Consider the following 20,247-nt stretch of genomic DNA (forward strand, 5'->3'; position numbering starts at 1 on the left):
TATCAATCGATAGTTAAAATAAGCAATTGCCTGATTTTTTTCTTATTGAATTTAAAAAGATTTACTGATTAGCTGGGAGAATTAATTATTTTCACATTCAAGCTCAATATCCAGCGCGCTCAACACCCCTTCGACAAATCCTTCCGCTGTTTGCAGATCTTTTCGAATGGTGCCGTCAGCACAATGTCGTCGGCGGGCAATCGAACGGAGTGAAATTCGATAATGATAATGGGCAACCAGTAACGCGTGTTCTTCCGGGTGATCAACCTTCAGCCTGCTGATGCAGCTGTCGAGGATCATCCCGTCGTTATCACTACAGATGGGTCGATTGGAAGGTGCTGAGGTGATTAAACCCCGAAAGCCAGCCGCGATGTGAGAATAACTGACACCGCTCTGTTCTGTCGCCGCCCAGCCGCCCCACATTTCCAGTAAACGTTTAATGTTGCGCATTGTATGTTCCCCCTTACACAGTAATTGAAGCACAGGATGCAAGAACTTTACGGCACTTTTCTTTAACACCTGCTAATTTCAAAACGGTACTGATTTTGCGCAACGTGTTGAAAAAGTCAGCACCGTTACGCTTTCTCCTGGTAAAGGGTTGCCAGCGATTAGACTGGGCGGCCAGATTGATAAAGAGCGGGTTGCTGATAGCCTGAGAGAATGATTTTTTATCCGCTTGAGTATCAGCACACCTTAATTAATAGCAAAGGTTATTAAACATGGCAATAGCAAAGCGTGTTTGACGAAAAATACGCGTCGCTATAAATTCTGGTATATGAAACCGAATACACTCGCCTACCGACTGAACATGGCTATGTCCATGATGGGAATCACCCAGGGTGCTTTAGCTAAAGCATCGGGCGTATCACAACCTACGATCTGGCGTCTGACTAAAGGCGAGGCTGAGGGGTCTCGCAAACTTGTTGATATCGCCAGGGCTTTGGATGTCAACGTGCAATGGCTGGCCAGCGGCGAAGGAGAGATGCGTGGAGCATCCTCCCTCAGCGCTGTGGAAAAAGTAAAGAGTGGTACTACTATCCCTGTTTGGGGGCCGGAAGGCAAAACAGGAGAGATAGTCTCTGCACCCAATGGTGTAAAGGCGAAGAGAACCTGGCGCGCCTACATTCTGGACAGGAATAGCGGCTGTTCAGAGGCTACCGCAGGCAGCATTATTATCATTGATACTGACGTACCACCTGAATCTGGAGATTTGGTGATGGCCAGGGTAAATTCACGCATCTCTGTCTACCGCTATCTTGAAGGTCCCTCCAATGGTTTTTTAACCGTCGACGACCCCCGACTCCCCGCCGTGGAGTTGTCGGAAGAGTCAGAACTGATTGGCGTTGCAATCTTTTTGATTCGTGATTTAAGGCGATAAGTACTGACATCCTGCCCTGGCAGAATGGTTTCCTTGTAACGCCCTCCAGACACTCTGTGCAGCACAGATATCATCAGCTTATCCTCGCGAAAACCCGCCCTCTGTAACAGTTAATCTGCGCAGAGGCTTTGGCGCATTGATTCAACTGAATAGATTAGTAAAGCTTTTAATAACATCGCCAGAATAAAGCGTAAAAAAAGCGTTAAGAAAATAATTAATCCTTTTAAAACAATAGATTACGTTAATAACAAAAGTTATAGCGCCAATACCTATTGATATTAATAATAACTATGGCTATTGTTTTTAATGTCGGACAAATTTCTGACGCTAACGTATCAGTCTGCGGCAATTCAAGCGGCTGGAAATCCTACTAAATTGCTCCTGCCCGGGGGTTTTATGACCACTATCATCTGGAAAAAACATCAGCCTAACGGTACCTGTAAGAGCCGTTATAAAGCGCGCCGCGCGCAAGCCCTTGCTCTGCTTGAACAAGAAAAGCAGCTGGCCCGCCGGGTTGCCCGGATGTTGTCAGGGTGCAGTCCAGGAGTTTTAAAAGCGCTGCATAAATAACCATAACCACCATTTCCTTTAATTAATACTGGATGCATATACAGTATTATTTTTTTCCAGGGTCGATCAAGTTTTTTCCAGCGGAAAGTCACGATAGCCCAGCCTTTCGTACGAATCTGCGAGGGTTGGGCAGTTTTGAGATGCAGGAATGCCCACAGCGAGAGGCTGCGGAATGGGGAGTCAGGAGAGGATGTCAGAATGGGGAAGCGATCGGTCTGTTTGTAGGGTAGAGGCGATCGCTGTCAGGAACAAACCCGGGCCAAAACTGGCTGGATATCAGCCTGCGATGACTTTGTAGCTTACCGTCATAGAAGATCTGCAAAAAATGCAGTTGGCTCCATGGGGGTTTTTAGGCGTGATGTTATAGATTGAGAAGCGATACTGACATCCGTGGCATGCCGGACATTTGAATTTAATATTTATAGTTTTTACCTTCAAAAAAATGTTTCGAGCGACCAACCTAACACTCTGAGAGCTGCTTGTCTGGTTTTTCTCGCCTATTTCAACAATGAGTTACCTCACCTGCTGTAAACTTTTCTCCCCTGTCACTGGCAAGCACTGGCATGCAGATATGCACTCCCCTGCTAAAACCTATAAGAGGGAGGAATGTCATGGCGTAACGAAAAGCAGAGATCGAACCGATCCCACCTGTTGGTCCCCCATCTGCTGGCGCTGGATAAACGCCTCGCCAGCCAAATGGGTCACTCAGATAGCGCGTTGCGTTTACTACACCTGCATATTCATCATACCGAGGTGTGATTTTGAAAGGTTGGTGTAGTTCAGGTTGATTCAGGGTTTATCAGAGACATACCGCAAGGCAGAATCCATCACATGGGTTGTTTTAAGCTGCTTTGCGGTATTTTTTTGTGCTACAGGTGTGCTACACCCAAAATTAAGCTCGTGAAACACTCTGTGAGCTGTAAAGCATGTAACCACGCATCTGCGTCATGTAAGCTTAAAATCGTCCTCAAAGTCTTCTGACTGCCTTCTGACACTGTCCAGGCTCAACAGATACAGTATCCCAACCGACAGCGATGTCGGCCGCTCAAACTCAAGCCAGAAACAGTCCGAATATGCCCGGCCCAGCCACCAGCCGCCGCCGCAATGTTTCGGGCGCTGGAAAAATACCCATTCGCCCTCTCGCGTGAACAGGAGCGACTCGCCCCGGTAAACCACTTTGTAATTGTCGTCTTTGCCGCCCATGCGCCACCTCACATAAATACTGTTTTTATATACAGTAGTTAAGCGTTAGTGAACTGACAACTGCATTTTGGTATAGTACTGCCCCATCGAAAACTGGCATCAGCTCAAGACGCTCATAACGGATAAGCAATGATAAAATTATTCTCCCGGTATATGTCTGTTGGGATTTTAAATACGGCTATACACTGGGGTGTCTTCGCCCTTCTGATGCATGAAGGCAATAATCAATCCCTGTCAAATTTCGCTGCATTCTGCGTTGCTGTAACGTTTTCATTCTTTGTTAACGCGAAGTGGACTTTCAGCTCAGAGGCCACAGCTATCCGCTATGTGCTTTATGTATTTTTTATGGGCTCGGTGGCAGCTTTAACCGGTTATTTAGCTGACGCGGTGGGACTACCTCCTGTTTTGACGCTATGCATTTTTTCAGGAATAAGCCTTGTTGCTGGCTTCATATATTCAAAATTTTTCGTTTTCAGGAATTAGGCTATGAAAATATCCCTGGTTGTTCCGGTTTATAATGAGGAAGATTCTATACAGCTTTTTTGCGGTAGTGTATTTAGGAATCTTTCTGATTACGAAGTAGAAATAATTTTTGTTAATGATGGAAGCACCGACTCTACCGAATCTATTATTGACGGATATGCAAATGATTATGATTTCATCAAAGCAATATCTTTCACAAGAAACTTTGGGAAAGAGCCTGCTCTTTTTGCAGGAATTGAGCTTGCCACTGGGGACGCAGTAATTCCAATTGATGTTGATTTGCAAGATCCAATATCACTAATACCTGAAATGATAAAAGCATGGCAGGATGGCGCCGACGTGGTTCTGGCAAAAAGGTCTGATCGAAGTTCGGACAGCCATATGAAAAGCAAAAGCGCCCAACTTTTCTATCGCCTACACAATAAAATTAGCAAGCCAAAAATAGAAGAGAACGTAGGCGACTTTAGATTAATGTCTCGCGAAGTTGTCGAAAACGTCAAACTAATAGGCGAAAAAAACCTTTTCATGAAAGGCGTATTGAGCTGGGTGGGCGGAAAAACCGTAATCATTGAATACAAAAGAGCTGAGAGATATGCCGGTAAAACCAAGTTTAATGGATGGAAGCTTTGGAATCTTGCTCTTGAGGGAATTACATCTTTCTCAACATTCCCTTTAAGGGTATGGACATATATTGGTTTTGTTGTTGCGTTAATATCATTTCTATATGGCGCTTGGATGATTATAGATAAAATGATATGGGGTAATCCTGTTCCTGGCTATTCATCAATTTTCGTTTCAATACTATTTTTAGGTGGCGTTCAGCTTATTGGTATTGGTGTTCTTGGTGAATATATAGGAAGGATATACATTGAGACTAAAGGCAGGCCGCGTTACATAATAAAGGGTAAAGCAAAAGGGGATGGTTCGCATGATTAATACAAAAGGAAATATCAAATGGATATTGATTTTCTGTGGAATTTTTTTGGCTATCATGTCAAGAAGGCCAGACATAATACTTTCAGCCCAGCCATGGGCTGAGGATGGGAAAATATGGATGGAGGGCATATATAACAAAGGTTTTTGGAATACAGTTATTTTGCCACAGAATGGTTACTACCAGACCATATCAATACTGGCCTATGGCATAGGACTTTTTTTTGGGGTTGAGCACGCTTCATTTACAGCAAATGTTATTGCCATCTCTATAAGATGCTTCTTCCTGATGTTTATCTTATCAAGCAGATTCGATTTCATTAAGATGAGATACAGAGTTGCTGCTGCACTCTATTTCCTTTTGATGCCTAACCTTGTAGAGGGTTACGTCAATATAACGAATGCTCACTGGTATCTCTCAATGTACCTTATGGCTATCGTAATGACAGATGATGCTAAAACTAAAGCGTGGAAAGCACATGATTACGCCTTGATTATCCTTAGCGGACTCAGCGGCCCGTTTATAGCCTTCATTGCCCCAGGGTTGCTAATTAAGCGCCTTTATCAAAGGAAAGGCATTTTAAACACGCTGAAAGGGATTAACACTTTTGATGTGTTGTTTACGCTTTGCTTCTTGATTCAGGTTGCAGCAATTATACACTCATCAGGCGCTGACAGATCATCTGCTCCACTTGGAGCAACCTTCCCATTACTTGCTGATATAATTAGCTTTAGGGTTGTTGGCGGCTCATTCTTCACAAATGATTTGATATCTTCATTAAGAGAGAAGACAGCAATCAATATTGTTGTATTTCTGATTCTTTCTTCTTTGATAATTTACAACTTTATTCGCTCTGACTGGCGATTCAAGGCGGCCTGCCTACTGCCTATACTGATGATAGGTTTTGCGCTAGCTAAGCCAATGATGAGTCCTACCGAACCGCAATGGCCAGTATTCCTGATGGGTGGCGCAGGGGAACGTTATTTCTTTGTAACTAACTTTTCTTTGTTCTGCTTTATTTTATTCATGCTGAGCAAAGTCGATAAGTACTCAAAGATAATTTTACCTCTGCTGGCCGTCATCGTCTTGCCAGTATTGATATCCAGCTTCAAGATAAAGCCATTAGATGAGGTTGGTTATATGAAGGATATCGAAAAGTTTAAAACCATTCCTGACGGTCAGGAAATGGAGATTCAGATAAACCCTCCAGGATGGGCGATGAATCTGATTAAGAAGTAAAACAAAAGGGGCGAAAGCCCCTTTTATACAAATCACATCCCTGTCGCTTCGTAATCCACCCTCGCATTTACCCCGCTTGAGCCATTCACAAAGAAACCAGTAAACCCTGAAGCCGTTCGAGAAGTTATGATTACCGGAACCTGACTTGATCCTGAATCCCCGTTAACAGCAACAATGCTTACAATAGAATTAGGGAACGGGGCGCCAAAGCTGATGGAGAAAGAACCTCCTGTTCCAAGCGCCGCAGTCTTGGATCCGGACTTCTTGATGTATTTCCCAACGCTGTATGATGACTCTCCATTTAAGTCATAGGCGATGGCCGTGTTTGTTGCGGAGTTGCTCGACGTGTTCGCGTACTCGCTACCGCCCAGCACGATATTGTCTTTTTGCTTACAGTATGACGATGTTCCGGCAAATACGACACCGTAGGCGCCAGCAGGCACTTTGATATAGTTGTTATGCACATCCACATATGAGCTTGAACCAACTACAGACACGCCATTAATCGAGGTATGGATCGGCCGTGATTCCATAAAGTTGTCGGAAACAACTGAATGGTTCACATCTGTGATTGTTATGTGATTAATTGCAGAGTCGGCCGTTGCGTCAGCATAAAAAAGGCTGTTAGTAATGCTGAGCATCGCAAGGTGGTTTGCAGAAACCCCGCGTTGAATATATTCAAACTGGCTTTTGTCAATGAAGAGCTGCGGAGGATAATAGCTGGAATTCCCGGTGTCAGCTGCAAGTGCCTGAGCATTAACGCCGATATTTGTGCTGTTCATGTTGCATTCAGAGATTATTGCACCCTCAATGCCTGGTGTTCCGCTCGATCGAAGCCAGATGCCGTTATTTACATTATTAGCGAAGCAGTTCCTGAAGTTTGCGAAGAATACACCCTGCTTGGCATCAATCCTGAATCCGGAGTTGATCAGGTTGCTTTTGGCTACCGATGTCGCTCCGCCAATGCCAAAGAAATAGCAATTTTCAATTACCGGATAAACAGGGTTGACCAAAACCGCCAATCCGTCGCCCCAGTAGCCAGCTGATGCTGTCCCTCCAACCGCGCTTCCGAATGCGTTAATCTCCTTCAAGATAATGCTCTTAGGCGATCCGCTATTGCACGTTACTTTGATTGCCGGAGCCGTAGTGACAATATTTGCTACCAGCGTCAGGCCTTCGGCAAAAAACTGTGCGACCGGAGTGGATGAACCACCTTCAAGCCCTGCGCTGACAGCCTTTGTAGTCCATTGAATTACGCTCGCACCAGACCCGGCACCCAGCAGATATATCTGGCTTGATGCTCCTTCCCAAACAATCTTTTTCGTCAGGTTATATGAGCCAGGGTTGCACCACAATACAGCGCCACGAGGTTGTGATGCTGCCCAGTCGAAAGCTGCCTGAATAGCCGCGGTGTCATCTGTGGAGCCATCAGCTTTTGCACCAAAGCTTTTAAGTGACCGGTACTGCCCTACCCAATCTCCTAAGCTTAAATTAGAAAAATGGCTAAGATCTATGGCGGATGCTTTGTTAATATCTTCTACATTTACAGTGTTTTTATCATCGGTTGTAGAAATTTGGTCGACACGTAATTTACTCATTAAATCCTCTCTTATTAATTAGCGCGCCCTGCGAGCACGAATATAACCCGTTCCATTTACCGTGCCGGATGTTCCAAAATTAACGAACGTCGTCAGATAAAAAGTTGTGTTTGCAGAAATATTGATTCTTCTTTGCGGTACTACTACGGAGTTATAACCCGTTATCGATACTGACTGATGCACCCTGTTGGGGAAGTCAGCAATTGCTGTTGCGTTGTTATTGATGCTTCCCACCCAGGTAGATATGGTTGCTCCTGACGGCTCGTGCAACATCGTGGCGGACACATCCCAGTCGCCAGGCGTAAGGTTTATTGAAACCAGTGATTTTGCAGTGCCCGATGTTAAGGCCGTGGCCGTTCCGTTAGCCTCAATAACTTCGCCAATGCTACCAGCAGCAGCCGACGAACCATCCTTCACGCCGGTTATTGAGGTGACTTTTTGAAGGCTTGTGATGTCACTGTTTGCACCAGAGGCGGCAGCACCAAGGCTTGTCCTTGCGCCGTCTTTCGTATTGGCACCAGTGCCGCCATGTGCGATGTCATTGACCTTGCTTTCCTCAGTCGTCACTCGATCGCCAAGAGCATCAACCTGAGCCTGCAAGCTTGTTATTTCACTTTCAGATGCCAGGCTTGCCACCTGCACCACTTTACTTCCGTCCGAAGTGGTTATCTGGTCAGCAATAACGTTATGCAGATCGGCGTCTTCAACTGCTCGGCCGTTGGCTACAGTCCATGATGAGTTTTCACCAATGGTCACCACCTGCCCCGGCGAGATGCCCAACTGCTCCCCGAAAGACCAGGCGTTTTTATTTGCCGGGATTTCAATACTGCTGTCAACCGTTTGGTCGTGCCAACTGATCACCGAGAACGCGCTGGCTTCGAGCGGCACTTCGCCTGTAAGCTGCCGCTGAATATTAGCGTCAGCCTCAGCTCGTGCGTTGGTTTCAAGGTTATCCGCCGCCTCTCTGATTTGCGCTTCTTTTGCCAGCTGCTGATCGGTGTATGAACTGGCACCAGAACCTATAGCGTCCGCATAGTTTTTGTTGATAGCGTCAGCACCATCTTCAGGCGGTGCAACATTGGCGATCCGATTCTGTTCAGCATCGTAATATGATGCGAACACGCTGGGCCGCTTTAATGCCAGTGAGTCAAATTTCCAGCCGCGCTCTTGAATGAGCATCGTTAGCTTATCCAGGGCCGCTTCATGTGACGCGGCCGGAAACTTACCGTTCTCGTAATATTTAGTTTCCTGTGTTGCTGGCGGGTCGCGGTACAGGAGGATGTTGTATCCTGAGGGGTATGCTGTGTTGAATGTAACTACCCCGCCATCGCCCCCGGCACCTGATACGCTAAAGTCGGCGCCGTTAGTTGGTGTGGAAATGTTGCCATCAGAATCAGCAACCATTACCGAGATATCGCCGTTTTGCAGGAACCTGAACGGGATGGAGAAAACTTTAGTGCTGCCGTCTCCGGCATACTCTATGTGGCTTTGCGTTGATGATACGGTCATCGGGTTTTCTCCGGACATAAAAAAACCCGCCGAAGCGGGTTGTGTGATTTATCGTTTGTTATTGGCCTAACGGCTTGGTGTATTCGCCAACGCCTGGCGCGCTGAGACTGCCGGATGGGTCGTAAAAATACTGCTGCCCTTTCTGATCTGCGTACTTCCTCAGGCGGCGCTGATAGCCTGGGTTTAATGCTTCGGCCGCGTCGTTAAAGAAGAGGTGGTCGACTGCGGCTTTCGTATACCAGTAATTTAGCGGGGCAATCTGCTGACGGCCAAAACGAATAGCCATGTATCCGGCCTTACTGGGGTCTGTGGGTGCCGTAAATGCAATTTTGCCAAGCGTACCGAGGTCGCCGAATATCGGAACCGCGCTGGAGCTGTGGCCGCTGTTGTCCCCGCTCACCGCGTCATACATGCTGGTGATCAAATCCTGAACCATTGCAAAACCACCAGCCACCGCCATCGCCCGGCCCACGGTGCGCCAGTCATCCAGTGGCGGAGGGTTCTGGCCATTGGTAAGCGCCTGCGCCGCGAGCGCCATGTACCCGAAACCGAGCGACGTTGCGGCTGTAGCGGCCACATAACCGACGCGCGTGCTTCCTGATTTCCTGCTCAGGCGATCGAGCATGTGCGCTGTTTGGATGGCCCCGGCGTTTTTAAACAGCATGACCTGCTTCGTCAGTGCGTTTGTCCGCCCGCCAGCGCTCATGATGGTTTGTGCGGTCAGGTTATGCTCTGACGTAACGATGTCGCCGCCCATACGTACGAAACCCATCATGCGTGATTGCAGGCGCATGGAGTCGTCCGGGTTAAGGCCAAGCGCCGATACGTCCGATACATCGTGAATATCCTGACCTCGTAACGACTGCCGCGGCAGATTAACAATGTGCGCCCAGTCCTGCTCCGTGATACCAGCATTGTTTAGAAGCGCGCGCTGGCTGTCGTCAAGCTTACCCCACCCACGCTTAGACCAGTCAGCCAGGGCGAAAGCATGCGACGTTTGCCCGGCCCGGCGCGCGGCGTTTGTCCACGTATCCAGTAGCGTATATTTCATCGTTGCCTGGGCGTAACGGCTCATTGCATTGCCGATATTGAAGCGGCCCTGCGTCATGATTCGCTCTGCGCCCTGCCGTGCCGCCAGCGTGGCCACCTCAGCACCGATGCCGAATTGTGCCGCCTCTTTCGGGCTGAAGGCCGTCCGGAGTATTGTGCCGATATTCCCGAGCTGGCCAACATCAGCCATGTTCAGCAGGATGCCCGGTGTGTCCTGGAAAGGTGCTCGTAGCGCCGTGCTGGTTAGCTTCGTGGCTGCCTGGTAAGCGGTCAGTGCGCTACTGATCCGATCAAACGTGGTAAAGTCGTTATTGTTGTTAGCCATCTGCCGGAAATAGGCGTCAGGGCTGAACGCGCCACGTGTCGCGCCCTTCACACTGCCATCACCATCAAATACGGCGCCCGGCATCTGACTGTCGCGCTTTAGCGCCGTATCGCGCAGGGTGGCAAACGTCATGCCGGGGTTAGGCCCCAGCTCGTTGATCATTGCGGAGTCGCGTGCTGCGCGGTTTAAGTGTGAGAAGAACGAAGAACCCAGTGAGCGATCACTGAACTGGCGGTTGTATTCAACCACGGCGTCAGCGTCACGTAGGTGAATCTCACGATGGCTTGCATTCAGAGACCGAGCAATGTTCGAACTACCGAAGCCGACAGATACATCCTGAGCCAGCCCTTGGTCATCTAACGATATTTTATTAACGCCATCAGTAACCAGCGTGTCGTACATTTTATCGACCACGCCTTGCAAAGACGCTTCATCCAGTTGCTGGCCTGAATCGCTGAGATACTGTTTGCGGTCGAGGTTCTTCATCATGAAGCCAACCCATGAATCCTTTCCGATCCGCTGCATAACGGTTGGGTCGTGGGCCTGCGGGGCGTAATTGTCCAGCTTTCCTACCGTCCCTCCAGCGCGATTCCTCGCTTGCCGGTATCCTTCCATAGAGTCCGACCACTTTTGCGCAAAAGCTCTGGCGCCAGCGTTACCGGTATTCTGGCCGTAAATCTCCTTCACCACGTCGCTGAAGTACGCATCGCTGCGGCGGTTGCCGAAATCCACACCCAGCCCGCCGACCTTGGCCTCTTTCAGCATGTCGCCGAATCCGCGCACCGCTACCTGCTCAGCGCCGCGCAGCGTGTTATCCACGCCTTCCAGCACGTCTATCAGCGCATTGCTCCATTTGCCGGGCTTGTCCTTGCGAGCAGCTGCCAGGTCATTCATCCGGTTAGCCGCATCGGAGATTGCCGCAATCTGCCGGAGCTTGCTGCGCGCTACGCTGTCGGCCTGAATCTGCTCCTGGTCCCGAACCCAGTTGCCGATCGCAATCGTGCGCTCGTCCGGCGACATACCTTGCCACGCCGCGCGGTCGCGCCGGGCCAGAACCTTGGCGCCCTCATACATCCGGGAGTCGATGCGGTCAATAGCCGCCTTCGTCAGCTTTTCCGGCTTTCCGCTCAGTTTTGACAGGTGCTCTTCAACGGCCTGTATGCACTGTGGTTTCATATCAATTCCCGTATTTCAGCGCGCACGTGGCGGCCACATCGTAAACCTGTGAGTTTTGATGCGCTGCTGTGTGCTCTGCTTCGATAGATTCAAGGTGTGGCGCGATCGTGTCAGCCAATTCCGGGTGCGTTTCTCGCAATGCCTGAACCTGTTCACGAACGGTTTCGAATGGCCTTTCGTTGAACTCACTGATTACACCTGGGCGAGGTTCATTGGTCTGCGGCTGCGGGATAGCCTGCTCATCAGATGCCTGGGCGATCCGGTCGATTCGCTGAGTAGCGTTATCGCTCAGCTGGCCGCGCTCAATGTTTCCCGTGTCGATATCATTTTTCGCGAGAAAGGTTCGCTCTTCATTGATGTGTTCTGACACATCCACAGACTTTCCTGCGTGGATGGATTCGTTAGCAGAATCCATAGCCCTGACGTGACCGGCTTCTGTTGAGGCGTCAGTAGCCAATCCTGGTGCTGATTCAGTGACGTAATGGTCATGAATAAGGTGAGCTGTCGCGGCATCCTCATGTACGCTGGTAACGGAGTTGGCATGCTCTTCGCGCAAACGTTGATCAATCCTTGATAACTCTGCTTTAGCTTCGAAGAGTTTGCCCCCCGGGGAGTGCTCCGCCAGGGTATCTCTGGCATCACTCAGGCGTGAATTTGCCTGAGCTATCTGCCGGTCGATATCAGATAATTGCGCTGACCTTGCCGCCCTTGCTTGCGAAAGTGACTTACCAGACCCTTTTATCTCAGCGTTTGCGACCTGATTTCTCTGCTGAGAAAGCCTGTCAATTATCCTCTGGCTATTTGCAACCTCGGACTGCCAGACTTTACGATCTCCTCGCGATAAAAGCTGCGATGCTTTTTCTTGCAAGCTGTCGACATATGCGCTGTATGGAGGTTGGTCAGCACTGGCCGGAGATGCAGTCGTTCTAAGATCAGTAACCTCAGGGGAGATTTTTGGTGAAGCCACTTCATCGTGATGCCTGCTCCGCCCCCCAATCAGTCCAAAAGCGCCACCCAACGCAAATTCGGTCACGCGGCTGGCCGCATCTGCCTGGCGCATTTGTCTTGCCTGATCGTGAAACCCAGCATCATCCAGAATGGCCGCACGCCCCCAACGGTCAATTTCGCCGGTAGCACTGTTTTCCGCGCCGCCGAGCAGGAAGCGAGAACCGTATAAAACAGCGCCCTTGCCGAAACCAGCAAAGCCGGGAATAGCCGCACCAGCACCTGCGGTGAGGCCACCGACCGCGCCATAGTTTTCAAGGTCTTCACCAGTAAGACCGATTTTAGCTCCTTCAGCGTGCGCCTCCGTCTGCCCCTGAGCAGCAGCCAGCACGATACCTGCTACTGGGTTCGCAACCATAGCAGCCAGCGATGGCGCCTGTTGAGCCAGTCCGCCAAGGATTGTGCCTACCGTACCGACCTGCTCGCTGTCGAAATTTTTATATTGTGGCAGCTGTGCTTCCGTTGGCGGTGCGGCTTCGGCAGACTCAAGCCCGGCGCGCTGGGTTTCGTCGCTGCCGGTGATAGCAGCGCCCGCCAGCATCTGCGCGCCAGACACCCGCATCTGCGCATTACCAGTATTAGCTGCGATGCGCTCCAGAGACGTGCCGGCGTTGCGTAGCCCGGTAGACAAACCGATGCCGATCCCCTGAAGAGCACCAGCATCAATTTTCTTCAGGCTTTCACCGCCGTTCTGCGCCAGTGTATCGTCAAGCTGCTTGTCGTATAACAGGCTCATTTGCTTACCTCAATGACTACCGGTCGCCCATCGCTGCCAACAACCTTTCGCTGAGAAGCGGCATTTATCAGCACCTGGTTGCCATCTACGTCAGGGGTAAATGTGTAGGTGCCATTGCGAAGACCGTTGTTGACGCTTTGCGCATATTCACCCAGGCGCTTTATTCCGTTATTGATGCTGTCCTTGAAGGTGTTTTCGCTGATGCCTGGCGGCGCGATGATAGCTGCGCTTCCGATCTTTACAGGCGTGCCGATGATTTTATGCAGCGCGTCACCATCCGGCGGACGATTAAGGTCGCCGCCGCTTCCCGCGTGGTATGACTTAACCACTGGCAGTAGTTGCTGGATTTGCGACACGCTCAGGCCAGGGTATTCGCTTTTGATTTTGGACATTGTGTCCTCTTCAAATCCTGCGCCAAACTTCACCTTTGCCGCACCATCGACTGGGTTAATCAGGCGATTACCCCGATCTACTGCCAGCGCTGCGGTATAACCCGCAGGCGTGTTTGCCAGACTGGCCACCGCAGAAACCTGCAAGGAGTCGCCGCCTACCTCGCGCGCCAGACGTGTTGCTATCGCCGGTGAGCTACTGGCCTGCGTGTTGCGCCAGAACTGGATACGCTGATCCGGCGTCATACGGGCGTATGCGTCCTGTGTGTTGTGAAGTTCGTCAGGCGTCATCAGGTTTTTACCGGCTGTAGGGCCATACTTCTGTGCCAACGAATCAGAGTTAACCATTCGTTGCATGAGCTGCTGCCCCCATGTGCCGGGCTGATCAATAGCATCGCCAGCGTTTAGGGGCTGAAGTGGCTGACCTGAATCGAGCGCGCCTACAGCCTGCGGATTTTGCTGAATATCTGTACGGCGTTTGTCGACACCGCGCTGCACAGCATCGAGCACTTTGTACTCGGTTTCAGATCCGCCATTCTGCTTCAGGTCAAGACGCATGGTATCCAGCTGCTGCTGAGCCAGCGACGGTGGCAGATTCATTAGCTGCTGAGTTTTAACCATGGCACCACGGAGTACCTCGGCCGCGCCGTCATACTGCGTACCCTGGACTGTGGTGGTGTAATTCTGCCAGTCAGTTTGTGAAGGAATTTCACCGCTGGCGATCCGGTTCTGCATGATGTCGCTGGCGTGTGATGCAGCTGTTTCGCGTTTAGCTGCCAGCGCGGCCTGTTGCGTCTGCTGAGCGATCTGGAAAGCAATTGCCCTGTCATTGTTAGCCTGGGCCATGCGATACAGGGACTGGGTTTGCTCCATCGATAAATGCCCGGTATTGACCCCAGGAGCTAATGCTGCGGGGTTGTCTACCGCATTCCATGCCCTGCTTGCCTGGCCGTCGTCAATTTCTCCGCCGTAGCCTTCCTGTTTCGCCATCGCTTTTGCAACGCTGGTCAGCTGCTTCGCATCGCTCGGGTTGAGCTTAGCGTCAACCGGAATGCCTGTTGCGCTGCTAACAGCCTGGGCGTACTGAGTAGGATTGTTGTTATCTGACTGTGGCGCCCAGCGGTTAATCAGGGATGTCAGCGTGTCGTCGCCGTTGTTGATGTGGTTGCGGATCAGCTTAAGGCCAGCGCGCAGACCATGCTCCGGTGTATCAAACTGCTCGAACCCTGTGCCGTTGTCGCCACCTTTTCCCAGCCAGCTGTTACTGGTGGAATAACGAAGGTTTAGCGGGTTGTTGTTGCGTGTGGCCAGCGTGCCGGAAGAACCTTTTGCCGCAGCGTTATCAAGCTTCTGCGCCTGTATCTGGCTCATCAGATGCTCAGATGCGTTATTCGCTGCCCACAGCCCTTTAGCGTACTCCCATGAATTCAGGCCTTTCTGCTGCATCTGCGCCTTTATGGCTGGTGGCAGGTCGCTGTCGTTAACACTCTGTAACCAGCTCTGCTGTAGCGCCTGCGAACCATTCGGATTCTGGAGGATTTGCGATCCGATCTGCGATGCAGTGTCTTCAAAGTTACTGAGCTTTATCTGCGTCGCCTGGCCCTGCCCCCAGTTAATGGCCTGATTCTCTACCTGCCCGCGAGCCTGCGCCCAGCGAAGGGTGTAATCCTGCTTTTCTGATTCGCTAAGCTCGGGGTGGTTGGAAAAGAAATCCTGCTCATGCTGCTTTGCGATCTGCTGTGCTGCGGGGATGTAGTCGATGCCTGTCTGCGATTTCTGTTGTGCATCATTCAGGGACTGGCTTAGCGCCGACTGCGAGTTAACGAAGTCGGTCATGTACTGCGTGTTTTTAACAGCGGCCTGCTGCTGCCCAAGGCGGATAGCTGCATCTGCGAAAGAGTTAACGCCCTGTAAAACCATCTGGCTATCGGTTGATTGCGTTGGCGTGTTGATGGTGGACGGGCCAGCCGCGCGAATGCCAACCTGCTGCTGATAAACCGGGATTCTCGCCATCGTTCAACCTTATTTTTTAAACAGTGATCGGGTGCTGTAGAAAGAGCCGGCAGTGGATGCCGCGCCGCCGAGCAGGCTTAGTAACCCTGCCTGCTGGGATTTGGCAGAAGTTCGCAGCGCACTGGCCTGATTGTTCAGGTTGGCAATTTGCGTGCGTCCATTGTAATCAGCGTTCGCTGCGTCCATCTCAGTATCGATGGCGGTGGATCGCTGTATCAGGGCATTGGTGCCGCCGGTGCCGGTGCCGTTGTCAGCGAATGCGGCAGACTGACCGGCAAGAGCCTGCTCGCCCTGCCTGCGAACCTGAGAAACCTGCGACCCGGTTTGCAGCGCAACGTTTCCAGCCTGCTGGTCGAGAAGATTGGCGTTTAGTCGGCTTTGTGATGCGGCACTGTTCGCGCCGCTTATATTGCTCAAAGCGCCTAATCCTGCCGCGCCACCGGCAACCCACGGTAATGCTGCTGCTGCCATTATTGCCTCACTATGCTGTAAGATTTGGCATCCGTGCCGCCTGGCATAACCCGGCGCAACGTGCCTTCATATTCGAATCCGAGCAGCTCAAGCCATCGGTCAGCCTCTGGCGTGATGCTAAGCGTTTCAATGCGATCGTAATCATCTCGAACAGCGCCAATCAGTCGGGACGCCGCGCGATAGAGTTTCGTCCACTGGTGCGGCATCCCTTCCGAAACAATCATGTGCAGGTAGGCCCGGCCATCACTGACCGGTAACAGCCCGCCTATTGCAACCACTTCGCCAGCGTGAATACCGGTAAAGCAGTTGCCCGTCATCAGGTATTCGCCATAGGCAATGGTCAGATCGAGGTATTGCTGGCAAGCCTGCGGCTTGATGCTCAGTACATGCTCTGGCCTGAAGTCGATTATTTTCATTCGCCTGATGTCCATGCGCGCGGGTATACCGCACAGATTGTCATTGGCAGCGGTTGAGCCTGAGATATTTTCAGGCATCCGCTGAGGTTGTAGTCGCCTGGCCAGTCGATGGTTTTTATCTCCGAGTACGCACCGGGAGCCTTGTCCATCTTGTCGCTGTAGTCGCGGGTTTCGATGGTGTCAGCATGTCGTCCATCCTCATCAGAAACCTTGCCGCCCAGAGAATTGACGAACAGGATCGCCGCCTTATTGACGCGCTTAATTTTGGAGTCCTGGAAAGGAAGCGTTACCAGCTCGGAGGTAAAAGGCAGGCCAGCATTTACGATGGATGACGGCCACTGTAGCGAGATAGCACCTTTCGTAACGACCACGTCCGGGTGCGCTGCGCCGTCGGTAGTAACCGTGACCGTTTCACCTTCAAGGTGTGACAGCCCGCTAACAGAACTCACTGCGTCGCCCTTATAGGTAAGCCCGCAGTCCACGTAAAACGACTCGGCCAGCGACTGGGTATAGACGTCCCATGCTGGCTTCATGAATTCCACGTAGCGCCGCGACACGCCGTTAATAGTGCGCCGCACGACCAGCCAGAGGTCATCGCGGTTACCGTCCGGATCCGGGATTGTCGTGACCGACTCAACCACGCCGCCAACGTTATGCCGGTGCCAGCCGATAACTTCCTGTTCGGCATTGTAGGTAAGCGCCACCAGCTCGCCGTTGGTCAATACCACCCACACCACATTGTCCGGCTCCTGTTGCCAGGCGAAATCGACAATGCCGGTTGAGGTAATGTGCTCCGCCAGGACAGACAGGTCGGTCGAGCTGTACGATCCGCTCTGGTAATCAGCAGTAACTGCTCGCACTTTCCTGCCAGCGCGCTGCACGAACAAAACGGTATTACCCACCACGATCGCGTTAATGCCTTTCGAGCCGTATTTCGATTCCTGGACGATCTGGATGTTATCGGGGCCAAAGGCGCTGGTAGTCGTAGAAGGCGAGCACGTAAGCTCACTGCTGGCTGTGCCGATGATTAACGAGCTGCCGGAGGCCATCCACTGAATTGTGCTGGTAGAATCTGCCTCGATCTGCACGTTAATGCCGTCATCTGATTGAACCTCGAAGCCATTACTCATCGCCGTGAAATTTTCAAAATCAGAGGCCACAGAGAACCAGAGTTTATTGCTACCCGCAAACACCAGGCGGCTTTTGTAAAACGTAACCTTCGTTGGGAAGCCGTTAGATTCTGACCAGTCCGATGCTGCCCAGCGAGATGTTGCAAAACCCGAGTTCGCGACCGAAGCCGGTAGCTCCTGAATTACTTTTCCAACTGCGGTGCTTGCACTGGTAACAGAGGTTATAAGCACCGTCCCCCAGCCACCGGTAGCATATCGCCATGGCACGCCGCCTCGACCATCGTAATGAACACCAGACGTCCAGGTGGGTTGCGTTGAGCCTGTGCTCCCACCCTTCATGCACTCATAATATTTCCCATCTGAGCGGCAATAGTCACCAGTGGCAAAGCTTTTCCCCTGCTCCCACGCATCAATCAATTGCGGTACTGAAGCGCTGTAATCAACGCTGGCCTCGATATAGAAAAGCGATCCAACCATGCCGCTGCTAAAAATACTGCTGTTGGCGGTTATTGTGCAGAGCTGGCTGGTTGTAGGCGTGCCGTCCGGACTGGTTGCTCCAGTGGGTGACCACGGACGCCATGCATTCGTATAGACTGTGATGTTTCTGGATGGGTTTACATTTGCAAACGGGCCTCCCGATGCGCCGTAATCTAAGGGCGTCAGGCGCCAGTCGGTGTTGCTGTAACGGCTAAGCTTGTATGGAGGTATCTGCCCCGTGTAACAGCAGATATAAATCACATCTCCACTTTGCACCATTGACAGGCCAAAGCCGCCATCGTCGTTTGTCAGATCGTCCGCGCCATACGGAGAGGTTATCTCCATCACGCCACCAGAGCCGTTAAGCGCTACTCCGTGGTCTGAATAAAAGCGGACATACCCTGGCCCGAATTCCATCACAAATGCCTGGGTCGTATTGTATTCAAACCGCGCAAGCCACGCCCTTTGCCCTGAGTTCTTCAGTTCGCTGACAAAGTACGTTCCGCCGCGGCGCTCGGCCGGGCCTTGAGAGCGAGGGATAAAGTTCAGCAGCTTTTTGCATCCGTTCTTCCACTTCTGAAAGTCGGTCTGCGCCAGCATGAGGGGAGAAAACTCACCAGCGTTAAAGCTGTTTATTGCAGGGGTGGCTGATGGCATCACAACCTCGCTGTATACCAGGACGTTTCCTGTTGCTGAATGGGTGGGCGCTCAATGGCGCTAACCTGACGAGCCTGGCGGATCGCCATATCGTAGCCCTGTAACGCGGCCTGTTTCTTGGTGGATGATTGCGTTATCGACTCGCAAATTTCTACCGACAGCGCGCAGGCAAAGGCTTCTGCGAATGCCGAATCGTAGATGGATGGGTCAGTCATGCGCGCGCCGTAGCGTAGGTGAAGCGGCGCTTCCATATCAGCAAGTATCTTGCGCCCTTCAATCTGATAGCGCGGAGTCGGCATATGCCAGTCGCATTGCCAGTCCTGGCGGATCGCATCAGACACCATATCGATGCGCAGGCAGTCAGCCGGCAGCTGATACTGGAATGCGTACCCATATGCAGGCTTGTCGGTCAGCGCTGGGAGTTCGGCGCGCTTAATTGCGAACGACCATCGATACACTCGGAGCAGGTTATCAAGGACGCCATCATAAACAGCCTCAATCGCGCGCGAGGCCGCATTGTTGTCAGTCTCGCTCATTAGCCTTTCGCTACCCAGCTTGGTCAAAGCCCGGTTTATGATGATTATCTTTGTCGTCATATCCCACCAAAGAAAAAGGGGCCTAAGCCCCTGTGTTATTTCAAAAAAATGAAGTTAAACTTTGAAGGAATCCACCACTGCCTTAAACAGGTAATCCTTCGTTCGCTGCTCAAGCGGAAGCTCTTCATAGGGAATGAAACATGGGTGTTCTTTTTTTGCTACATCCTTTTCAGGCCCATATTTCCAGCCATCCGTTTTTTTCTGCGCCAGCCAGCTATTGTGTGAGTCTGCTGGAGAGCGATCACCGCTAAGGTGGAAATCAACACCGAGCAATGCACTATCCTTCTGCCATTGAGGAGCATTTCCCCAAGTGGATTGGGTGTCATCGCCAATGCTTTGACAAAATGCTCTGTTAACATTGTGCGCAATTTTGGCAATTAATAATTTATCCATTAGATCCCCATTAGGGGCCGAAGCCCCTGTGATTAAACGCAACAACTTAAACGGTGTAGTTGCGGTTATAGGCGCGCCATGCCGCAATATCTTTCACCAGAAACGCGGAGAAAGCGCCGGCGGTCAGCGGGCCGGTCGATACGTTGTAACGCACGCCGAGGTAGCGCAGGTACGTGCCGGATGGCAGCTTAACCATGGTTAGGGTCTTGCCTGCGGTCAGGTCTGCCAGCTGCCAGGTTGGGCTGGTGTAGTGAACGGTCGAACTGGTCAGGCCTGCCGCGGCTGAAGATTCCAGCGTAACGGAGACGGTAGCCGCGCCAGCAGCGGTGGCGGCAACGTCGGTCTGGATAACCAGATAGACGTCTTCGCCGGTGCCGATATCAACGCCTGAGTTGTAGTTAAACGCCGGGTTCAGATCGGCGACATTGGTAGAGATAGCGGTCGCGGTGACCGCCTGGCTGTCGGAAAATTCGAGTTGCTTATCAACGTACATGGTCGC

Annotated in this window: 17 protein-coding genes; 4 read left to right on the forward strand and 13 right to left on the reverse strand. The window is 51.3% G+C overall.

The features are described from left to right. Positions 1-81: 81 nt before the first annotated feature. Positions 82-450: an antiterminator Q family protein gene (locus AAGQ96_RS12725; RefSeq protein WP_342753725.1), complete on the reverse strand. Its 369-nt coding sequence runs from the start codon at positions 448-450 to the stop codon at positions 82-84. Positions 451-820: 370 nt separating this feature from the next. On the opposite strand from AAGQ96_RS12725, the gene AAGQ96_RS12730 reads away from it, so the two are divergent. Continuing rightward, positions 821-1,378 (forward strand): LexA family transcriptional regulator, encoded by a 558-nt coding sequence (locus AAGQ96_RS12730; RefSeq protein ID WP_254446243.1) that lies wholly within the window; start codon positions 821-823, stop codon positions 1,376-1,378. Between the two features lie 1,515 nt (positions 1,379-2,893). Here AAGQ96_RS12730 and AAGQ96_RS12735 read toward each other — a convergent pair. Continuing rightward, positions 2,894-3,151 (reverse strand): lF-82, encoded by a 258-nt coding sequence (locus tag AAGQ96_RS12735; RefSeq protein ID WP_342753726.1) that lies wholly within the window; start codon positions 3,149-3,151, stop codon positions 2,894-2,896. Between the two features lie 129 nt (positions 3,152-3,280). On the opposite strand from AAGQ96_RS12735, the gene AAGQ96_RS12740 reads away from it, so the two are divergent. From AAGQ96_RS12740 to AAGQ96_RS12750, 3 genes are read left to right on the forward strand one after another with little or no spacing between them, the layout of a single operon-like run. Further along, positions 3,281-3,634: a GtrA family protein gene (locus tag AAGQ96_RS12740; RefSeq protein WP_342753727.1), complete on the forward strand. Its 354-nt coding sequence runs from the start codon at positions 3,281-3,283 to the stop codon at positions 3,632-3,634. 3 nt (positions 3,635-3,637) lie between these two features. After that, entirely contained in the window at positions 3,638-4,570 is a 933-nt protein-coding gene (locus AAGQ96_RS12745) for a glycosyltransferase family 2 protein (protein WP_342753728.1), read from the forward strand. Beyond that, positions 4,563-5,807 (forward strand): glucosyl transferase, encoded by a 1,245-nt coding sequence (locus AAGQ96_RS12750; RefSeq protein WP_342753729.1) that lies wholly within the window; start codon positions 4,563-4,565, stop codon positions 5,805-5,807. Before AAGQ96_RS12745 ends, AAGQ96_RS12750 begins: the two co-directional genes overlap by 8 nt. A gap of 32 nt (positions 5,808-5,839) precedes the next feature. Here AAGQ96_RS12750 and AAGQ96_RS12755 read toward each other — a convergent pair whose 3' ends face one another. The 11 genes from AAGQ96_RS12755 to AAGQ96_RS12805 form a co-directional block, all read right to left on the reverse strand. Continuing rightward, positions 5,840-7,405, reverse strand: coding sequence for a glycosyl hydrolase family 28-related protein (locus AAGQ96_RS12755; protein WP_342753730.1), 1,566 nt, complete (start codon positions 7,403-7,405; stop codon positions 5,840-5,842). A gap of 18 nt (positions 7,406-7,423) precedes the next feature. After that, positions 7,424-8,914: a hypothetical protein gene (locus tag AAGQ96_RS12760; RefSeq protein WP_342753731.1), complete on the reverse strand. Its 1,491-nt coding sequence runs from the start codon at positions 8,912-8,914 to the stop codon at positions 7,424-7,426. A gap of 58 nt (positions 8,915-8,972) precedes the next feature. Then, on the reverse strand, positions 8,973-11,465 hold the full coding sequence (locus tag AAGQ96_RS12765; RefSeq protein WP_342753732.1) for a hypothetical protein: 2,493 nt from the start codon (positions 11,463-11,465) through the stop codon (positions 8,973-8,975). Between the two features lies 1 nt (position 11,466). Beyond that, positions 11,467-13,206 carry a hypothetical protein gene (locus AAGQ96_RS12770; protein WP_342753733.1) on the reverse strand — a complete coding sequence of 580 codons (1,740 nt, stop codon included), beginning with the start codon at positions 13,204-13,206 and terminating at the stop codon, positions 11,467-11,469. Further along, entirely contained in the window at positions 13,203-15,608 is a 2,406-nt protein-coding gene (locus AAGQ96_RS12775; RefSeq protein ID WP_342753734.1) for a hypothetical protein, read from the reverse strand. The genes AAGQ96_RS12770 and AAGQ96_RS12775 overlap by 4 nt, the downstream gene beginning before the upstream one ends. Before the next feature lie 9 nt (positions 15,609-15,617). Next, positions 15,618-16,079, reverse strand: a complete 462-nt coding sequence (locus AAGQ96_RS12780; protein ID WP_342753735.1) for a hypothetical protein — start codon at positions 16,077-16,079, stop codon at positions 15,618-15,620. After that, complete coding sequence (locus AAGQ96_RS12785) at positions 16,079-16,495, reverse strand: hypothetical protein (protein ID WP_342753736.1); 417 nt, start codon at positions 16,493-16,495, stop codon at positions 16,079-16,081. Before AAGQ96_RS12785 ends, AAGQ96_RS12780 begins: the two co-directional genes overlap by 1 nt. Further along, a complete protein-coding gene (locus AAGQ96_RS12790; RefSeq protein ID WP_342753737.1) occupies positions 16,492-18,447 on the reverse strand; it encodes a hypothetical protein in 1,956 nt (651 codons plus the stop codon). The genes AAGQ96_RS12785 and AAGQ96_RS12790 overlap by 4 nt, the downstream gene beginning before the upstream one ends. A 311-nt stretch (positions 18,448-18,758) precedes the next feature. Continuing rightward, positions 18,759-19,295, reverse strand: a complete 537-nt coding sequence (locus tag AAGQ96_RS12795; RefSeq protein ID WP_342753738.1) for a hypothetical protein — start codon at positions 19,293-19,295, stop codon at positions 18,759-18,761. Positions 19,296-19,409: 114 nt separating this feature from the next. Further along, a complete protein-coding gene (locus AAGQ96_RS12800) occupies positions 19,410-19,748 on the reverse strand; it encodes a RyR domain-containing protein (RefSeq protein ID WP_342753739.1) in 339 nt (112 codons plus the stop codon). Positions 19,749-19,794: 46 nt separating this feature from the next. Continuing rightward, positions 19,795-20,241 (reverse strand): Bbp16 family capsid cement protein, encoded by a 447-nt coding sequence (locus tag AAGQ96_RS12805; RefSeq protein ID WP_342753740.1) that lies wholly within the window; start codon positions 20,239-20,241, stop codon positions 19,795-19,797. Positions 20,242-20,247: the final 6 nt, after the last annotated feature.

This window comes from Pantoea sp. MBD-2R (genome assembly GCF_039134845.1).
Classification (GTDB): Bacteria; Pseudomonadota; Gammaproteobacteria; order Enterobacterales; family Enterobacteriaceae; genus Erwinia.

Coding starts and splice junctions, on each gene's coding strand:
- AAGQ96_RS12775 (WP_342753734.1), bottom strand. CDS start 15,608: ATGGCGAGAATCCCGGTTTATCAGCAGCAGGTTGGCATTCGCGCGGCT.
- AAGQ96_RS12750 (WP_342753729.1), top strand. CDS start 4,563: ATGATTAATACAAAAGGAAATATCAAATGGATATTGATTTTCTGTGGA.
- AAGQ96_RS12740 (WP_342753727.1), top strand. CDS start 3,281: ATGATAAAATTATTCTCCCGGTATATGTCTGTTGGGATTTTAAATACG.
- AAGQ96_RS12785 (WP_342753736.1), bottom strand. CDS start 16,495: ATGAAAATAATCGACTTCAGGCCAGAGCATGTACTGAGCATCAAGCCG.
- AAGQ96_RS12765 (WP_342753732.1), bottom strand. CDS start 11,465: ATGAAACCACAGTGCATACAGGCCGTTGAAGAGCACCTGTCAAAACTG.
- AAGQ96_RS12790 (WP_342753737.1), bottom strand. CDS start 18,447: ATGGAGATAACCTCTCCGTATGGCGCGGACGATCTGACAAACGACGAT.
- AAGQ96_RS12760 (WP_342753731.1), bottom strand. CDS start 8,914: ATGACCGTATCATCAACGCAAAGCCACATAGAGTATGCCGGAGACGGC.
- AAGQ96_RS12800 (WP_342753739.1), bottom strand. CDS start 19,748: ATGGATAAATTATTAATTGCCAAAATTGCGCACAATGTTAACAGAGCA.
- AAGQ96_RS12735 (WP_342753726.1), bottom strand. CDS start 3,151: ATGGGCGGCAAAGACGACAATTACAAAGTGGTTTACCGGGGCGAGTCG.
- AAGQ96_RS12805 (WP_342753740.1), bottom strand. CDS start 20,241: ATGTACGTTGATAAGCAACTCGAATTTTCCGACAGCCAGGCGGTCACC.
- AAGQ96_RS12725 (WP_342753725.1), bottom strand. CDS start 450: ATGCGCAACATTAAACGTTTACTGGAAATGTGGGGCGGCTGGGCGGCG.
- AAGQ96_RS12755 (WP_342753730.1), bottom strand. CDS start 7,405: ATGAGTAAATTACGTGTCGACCAAATTTCTACAACCGATGATAAAAAC.
- AAGQ96_RS12780 (WP_342753735.1), bottom strand. CDS start 16,079: ATGGCAGCAGCAGCATTACCGTGGGTTGCCGGTGGCGCGGCAGGATTA.
- AAGQ96_RS12745 (WP_342753728.1), top strand. CDS start 3,638: ATGAAAATATCCCTGGTTGTTCCGGTTTATAATGAGGAAGATTCTATA.
- AAGQ96_RS12795 (WP_342753738.1), bottom strand. CDS start 19,295: ATGAGCGAGACTGACAACAATGCGGCCTCGCGCGCGATTGAGGCTGTT.
- AAGQ96_RS12770 (WP_342753733.1), bottom strand. CDS start 13,206: ATGAGCCTGTTATACGACAAGCAGCTTGACGATACACTGGCGCAGAAC.
- AAGQ96_RS12730 (WP_254446243.1), top strand. CDS start 821: ATGATGGGAATCACCCAGGGTGCTTTAGCTAAAGCATCGGGCGTATCA.